The organism is Pinirhizobacter sp. (assembly GCF_035317885.1).
GTDB lineage: Bacteria > Pseudomonadota > Gammaproteobacteria > Xanthomonadales > Rhodanobacteraceae > Pinirhizobacter.
Genome location: NZ_DATHFX010000013.1, coordinates 1 through 3879 on the forward strand (window position 1 = coordinate 1; position 3879 = coordinate 3879).

Consider the following 3879-nt stretch of genomic DNA (forward strand, 5'->3'; position numbering starts at 1 on the left):
ATGATCGCCGTGCCGTGCTGGTCGTCGTGGAACACGGGGATCTTCATCCGCTCACGAAGCTTGCGCTCGACAATGAAGCATTCCGGCGCCTTGATGTCTTCGAGGTTGATACCGCCGAAGGTGGGCTCGAGGCTGGCGATGATATCCACCAGCTTGTCCGGGTCTTGCTCGTCGATCTCGATGTCGAATACATCAATGCCGGCGAATTTCTGGAACAGCACAGCCTTGCCTTCCATCACCGGCTTCGCGGCCAGCGCACCGATGTTGCCCAGGCCCAGCACCGCGGTGCCGTTGGTGATCACCGCCACCAGGTTCGCCCGCGCCGTCATCTCCGCTGCCTGGGTGGGATCGGCCACGATCGCATCGCATGCCGCCGCTACACCGGGCGAATACGCCAGGGAAAGATCACGCTGGGTAAGCAGCGAAGTGGTGGGCGTGACCTTGATCTTGCCCGGCCGCGGCAGGCGGTGGTACTCGAGTGCCGCCTGGCGGAGTTCGTCGGAAATGCTCATGGAATGTCCGTGGCCCTGGATGTCTGCGATGCGGAAATCGTCGATCGCAAGGCGGATATTGTAGATGATGGCCGGGTGTGGGCGCTGCCTAGAGACCCAGCGAAATTTCCTCAGCCTGTACGCCATCCATGTGGATGTGGTTGACGAACAACGAGAATGCGAGTTTCCCTGCCAGGCCATGCACGTGCTGCATCCACGGTGGCAGGTAGCGCGGCGGGGCGATGGCGCCACTGGCGAAGAACGGCTCCAGGCTGATCACATCGTGCAGGGCGAGCTTGCCGGCGAAGAGATGCCGCAGGTGGTCCAGCCGCCGCTGGCGCAGCGACCAGCGGAAGAAGGTATGCACCGCCAGCAAACCAGACAGGTACACGTTGTCCTTGGCGAACGCCGAACCCCCGGTCAGCGGCACGCCGCGGAACACGCGCTGCGCCGAATGGAAACTGTCGGGCACGTTCTGGCCGCAGCTGCGGAAGTACTGGTAGACCTCGACGAAGTCCGCACCGTTCAACGCCATGTCGATGGCAAGGATGCGCAGGCTGATCCGCTTCAGGCGCGAGATGTCGATGGCGCCGGACATGAGCTCGGCGAAAACCGCCAGTCCTTCCTGTGTAGCGGTAACGCGCGGCGAGGTGCGCGCCAGCGAGGCCAGCACCGGCTGCTCGCGGCCGTTCAAGGCGGTGAGCGAATGCACGAATGCCTCGTGGGCCATCAGCTGGTGGCGGTCGTATTCGGTGAAACTGGCGCCGCCGCGCAGGCGGATGCGGGTGGCGCCGGCGGCGGCCTTGGCGGTGAGTTCAGGGTCGACCACCACGGCAATGCGCTCGGCGCCGAAGAACGTATCCAGTTGCGTGGCCATGTCCTGGCGCAGGTCCTCCGCGGCGATATGTCCCTCGGCGTCCTCGGTGTCCAGGTCCGCACCCAGTTCGTCGGCCAGCTCCACGAAGTATTTCGCAGCATCCAGGTTGCTGCGCTTGCGGCTACCGGGAATGCCGTCACCAGGGCGGCCATAAAGCTGGATCGAAGGCGCGGTAACCGCTTCGGTGCCCACGGCCTCGAGCATGGTGGCCGCCACGCGCCAGGATTGCGCGGTACGGCGCAGGTACTCGGCAATGGGGTGGTCTTCGCCGGCTTCCAGTTCGATGCGCTCAAGCTCGCCGCGCGCAGCCGAGAGGTCCGGCCGCAGGTATTCGATGTCCGGCAGCGAGAACCTGCCGACGCGGTAGGCGGTGATCATCCGCTCTTCCAGCGAGGCCGGCCAACCGACCGTGGGCAGGATGCGGATGGTGCGAACGGCCTCGAGCAGACGCCGGTCGAGCATGGCGAAGCGTTCGAGTTCCGGCGAGGAAACCATGGCGGGAACGTCCATGACCGCCGATCTTACCTGTCCCGGTCGCGTCGCGACGAATGTTTCCCCGGAATCCGTGGACTACGTCGCAGGCGCGCCTCGAGCGTGGCGGCTTGCTGCTCGCGTTCTTCGTGCAGTTTCAGGAAGCTGCGCCAGCGCTGCAGGGAGAGTTCGCCCGCGGCAAGCGCGGCCTGCACCGCGCATCCGGGCTCGTTGGTGTGTCCGCAATCGGCAAAGCGGCACTCGGCCGCCAGGGCCTCGATATCGGCGAAGAGATCGAGGTTTTCCTCACCCGTGAGCTTGAGCTCGCGCATGCCTGGGGTGTCGATCAGGCAGCCGCCGGAAGGCAGCTGCAACAGCGCGCGGTGGGTGGTGGTGTGCCGGCCGCGGCTGTCGTGTGCGCGCACCGCGCCGGTGGCCATGCGCTCCTCGCCCAGCAGCGTGTTGGTAATGGTGGATTTACCCGCGCCGGAGGAACCCACCAGCACGGCGCTATCGCCCGGTTGCAGGAAAGCCAGCACCGGCGCCACGGAGGCTGCATCCTTGCTGTTGAGCGCAATCACCGGCGTGGCATGGCCCAGGCGCGCTTGCACGGCTGCAACCGACGCTTGCGGATCCGGCGCGCTGTCGGCTTTTGACAGAAGTACGACCGGTTGCGCACCGGAACCCTCCACCAGCGACAGGTAGCGCTCGATGCGGGTGGGGTTGAAGTCACCGTCCAGACCCATCAGCACCAGCACGTAGTCGATGTTGGCGGCGATCACCTGGCGCTCGTAGCGCTCGCCGGCGGCGGCACGCACCAGCAGGGTGCGCCGCGGCAACACCGTTTCGATCACCGGATGGGTGTCTCCGGAAAGAAGCACGAAGTCGCCCACGGCGGGGCGCAGCGAGGGATCCAGGCCGCGCTTTAAGAACGTGCCGGCTGGCTGGGCGTTGAAAAGCAGGTCGCCATCGTGCAGCTCGTAGCCTGCCCGATGCTGCGCCACCACCCGCGCAAGCCGGCCCGGACCCGCATCAGCGTCGCCGCGCCAGCCGATCCGGCGCAGCCGTTCGATGTCCACGGGGTCCGTCATAGGCCCTGATTATGCCATTGGATTGCCTCGCGGCAGGCCATCGACGCTGATACAGTGCAATGCAAGACGAATCCCCGGTACGTGAATAACGATGGCATCGATCCAACCCAGCGCCCACCTGGCCGACGTCCGCTACGAGATCCGCGGTGCCCTGACCCGCCGGGCGCGCGAGATGGAAGCCGCGGGCCACCCCATCATCAAGCTCAATATCGGCAACCCGGGCCGCTACGGTTTCCGCACGCCCGACCACCTGCGCCAGGCCATCGCCGACCACCTGGCCGATAGCGAACCCTATGGGCACGAACAAGGCCTGGAAGAGGCCCGTGAAGCCGTCCTGGCCCAGCAGCGCGCCCACGGCGCGGAAGGCGTGGACGTCGAGCGGATCTTCATCGGCAATGGCGTGAGCGAACTCATCGACCTGGCCTTGCGCGCGCTGCTCCAGCCGGGCGACGAAGTGCTGCTGCCCAGCCCGGATTACCCGCTGTGGAGCGCGGCCACCATCCTCAACGACGGCAAGCCCCGCTACTACCGCTGCCCCGCCGAAAACGGGCACCTCCCCGATCCCGAGGAAATCGAAGCCCTGGTAACGCCGCACACGCGTGCCATCGTGCTGATCAACCCGAACAATCCGACGGGCGCCGTGTACCCAGAAGTGCTGCTCCAGGCCATCGTGGCGGTAGCGCGGCGACATGGCCTGCTGTTGCTGTGCGACGAGATCTACGACGAGATCCTCTACGACGACACCCCCTTCCAGCCGCTGGCCAGGCTTGCCGCCGACCACCCTTGCGTGAGCTTCGGCGGCCTGTCGAAGGTGCATCGCGCCTGCGGGTACCGGGTGGGCTGGATGAGCCTGTCGGGCCATCCGCGCCTCACCGCGGATTACCGCGACGCGCTGCAATTGTTGGCGGCGCTGCGTCTTTGCGCCAATGTCACCGCGCAATGGGCCGTG

The 3879-nt window shown here is 66.2% G+C and carries 4 protein-coding genes; 1 reads left to right on the forward strand and 3 read right to left on the reverse strand.

Translation table 11 applies throughout. The features are described from left to right. The 3 genes from VK519_RS00335 to rsgA form a co-directional block, all read right to left on the reverse strand. The coding region (locus VK519_RS00335; RefSeq protein WP_524538964.1) for an NAD(P)-dependent malic enzyme at positions 1-512 on the reverse strand (512 nt) is incomplete at its 3' end. Between the two features lie 88 nt (positions 513-600). After that, positions 601-1878: a peptidase MATCAP family protein gene (locus VK519_RS00340; protein WP_324346558.1), complete on the reverse strand. Its 1278-nt coding sequence runs from the start codon at positions 1876-1878 to the stop codon at positions 601-603. Positions 1879-1889: 11 nt separating this feature from the next. Continuing rightward, entirely contained in the window at positions 1890-2930 is a 1041-nt protein-coding gene (gene rsgA, locus VK519_RS00345; RefSeq protein WP_324346560.1) for a ribosome small subunit-dependent GTPase A, read from the reverse strand. A gap of 91 nt (positions 2931-3021) precedes the next feature. On the opposite strand from rsgA, the gene VK519_RS00350 reads away from it, so the two are divergent. Continuing rightward, positions 3022-3879, forward strand: an 858-nt coding sequence (locus VK519_RS00350) for an aminotransferase class I/II-fold pyridoxal phosphate-dependent enzyme (RefSeq protein ID WP_324346562.1), incomplete at its 3' end; no start/stop codon positions are given.

Coding starts and splice junctions, on each gene's coding strand:
- VK519_RS00340 (WP_324346558.1), bottom strand. CDS start 1,878: ATGGACGTTCCCGCCATGGTTTCCTCGCCGGAACTCGAACGCTTCGCC.
- rsgA (WP_324346560.1), bottom strand. CDS start 2,930: ATGACGGACCCCGTGGACATCGAACGGCTGCGCCGGATCGGCTGGCGC.